Consider the following 2,051-nt stretch of genomic DNA (forward strand, 5'->3'; position numbering starts at 1 on the left):
CCGGGGCCCCGTCCCCACCGCCTCCCACCAAGCACTCCCAGGAAGGAAGCCCTCCGTGGCCACCTCCACCCCGGCATCCGGCCTCGGCGGGCCGCAGAGCGGACCGGCCGGCCCCACGAAGGAGAGCCCCGACGACCCGAAGGGCACGCGTCCCCGGCGGCCGTGGACCACCCTCCTGCACCGCTTCGACATCAAGGCGGCCCCCTACGCGTTCGTCGCCCCCTTCTTCGTCGTCTTCGGCGCCTTCAGCCTCTACCCGCTGCTCTACACGGCCTGGATCTCCCTCCACGACGTGGAACTGGCGACCATGGACATCATGGAGTGGGAGGGCTTCGGGAACTACTCGCAGCTCTGGCAGGACGACCGCTTCTGGAACGCGCTGGCGAACACCTTCACCATCGGCGTGATCTCCACCGTCCCGCAGCTGCTGATGGCCCTCGGCCTGGCGCACCTGCTGAACTACAAACTGAAGGGATCGGCGTTCTTCCGGGTCGCCGCCCTGACGCCCTACGCGACCTCGATCGGCGCCGCCGCCCTGGTGTTCACCATGCTCTTCGAGCGCGACTTCGGAATGATCAACTGGTTCCTGAGTCTGTTCGGGGTCGACAACGTCGACTGGGAGAACAGCAAGTGGCCCGCCCAGTTCGCGATCTCCTCCATCGTCATCTGGCGCTGGACCGGCTACAACGCCCTGCTGTACCTGGCCGCGATGCAGGCCATTCCGCAGGAGCGGTACGAGGCGGCGGCCATCGACGGCGCCTCGCGCTGGCAGCAGTTCACCAAGGTCACCGTCCCCGGCATCCGCTCCACGATCGTCTTCACCATCGTGCTGTCCACCATCGGAGCCACCCAGCTCTTCGGTGAGCCGCTGATCTTCGGCCAGGGGCCGAACGGTGTCAGCGGCGGGGCGGACAACCAGTACCAGACGCTCGGCCTGCTGCTGTACGAGGAGGGCTGGAAGAACTACGAGATGGGGCGGGCCGCCACGGTCGCCTGGGCGATGTTCCTCCTGCTCATCCTCGCCTTCGTCCTGCAGCGCGTCGTCAAGCGCGTCAAGTCCCGCACGTCCTGACCAGGGAGCGGTAATCCGATGACCACCGACACCGCCCGCCCCCGGGCGGACGTACCCGAGCCGCTCGCGGACACCGTCGCGCCCACGAGCCGCCGGATCCGGCTGTCCCTGCGCCCGAAGGCCGGCCAGCAGCGGAAGGCCGGGCCCGTCGCCTACGCGCTGCTCGCCCTGGCCGCGCTGCTCTCCCTGTTCCCGCTGTACTGGACGATGGTGGCGGCCTCCACCGACAACACCCGGGTCTCCCAGACCCCGCCGCCGTTCCTCCCCGGCCCCAACCTGCTGAAGAACCTCTCGGCGGCCTGGGAGGACGCGGCGATGGGCACGGCGCTGGTCAACAGCTTCATCGTCGCCATGACGATCGCCCTGTCCACCGTCCTCTTCGCCACCCTGGCCGGGTTCGCCTTCGCCAAGCTGCGCTTCCGCGGCCGCAACATCCTGCTGATGCTGGTCATCGGCACGATGATGGTGCCGCCGCAACTGAGCGTGGTGCCGCTGTTCATGATGATGACCGAGCTGGGCTGGGGACAGAAGCTGCCCGCCGTCATCTTCCCCACCCTGGTCAGCGCCGTCGGTGTGTTCTTCATGCGGCAGTACCTGCTGGAGGCGCTGCCCGACGAGCTCATCGAGGCCGGCCGCGTGGACGGCGCGCACAGCCTGCGGATCTTCTGGAGCGTCGTCCTGCCGGTCGCCCGCCCGGCGATGGCGGTGGTCTTCATGATCACCTTCGTGCACGCCTGGAACGACTTCTTCTGGCCGTTCATCGTGCTCGACATGACCAACCCCACGATCCCCGTCGCCCTGACCCAGCTCAGCGCGGGATACGTGCGCGACCAGTCGCTCATCATGGCAGGCGCGCTGCTGGGCACCCTGCCGCTGCTGGCGATGTTCGTCGTCTTCGGCAAGCAGATCGTCGGCGGCATCATGCAGGGCGCGGTCAAGGGCTGACACGGCACCGGTCCCAACCATCCGACCCCCGACC

General features: G+C 68.4%; 2 protein-coding genes. Both read left to right on the forward strand.

Annotated features, from left to right (window positions below; genetic code table 11):
• The first annotated feature begins 55 nt into the window (after nt 1–55).
• Nucleotides 56–1,072 carry a carbohydrate ABC transporter permease gene (locus tag L7D48_RS28390; RefSeq protein ID WP_237883903.1) on the forward strand — a complete coding sequence of 339 codons (1,017 nt, stop codon included), beginning with the start codon at nt 56–58 and terminating at the stop codon, nt 1,070–1,072.
• Nucleotides 1,073–1,090: 18 nt separating this feature from the next.
• Nucleotides 1,091–2,017, forward strand: coding sequence for a carbohydrate ABC transporter permease (locus L7D48_RS28395; protein WP_237883905.1), 927 nt, complete (start codon nt 1,091–1,093; stop codon nt 2,015–2,017).
• Nucleotides 2,018–2,051 lie beyond the last annotated feature (34 nt).

Origin of the sequence: Streptomyces sp. ICN903 (assembly GCF_022015835.1) — a bacterium.
Lineage (GTDB): Bacteria > Actinomycetota > Actinomycetes > Streptomycetales > Streptomycetaceae > Streptomyces > Streptomyces fenghuangensis.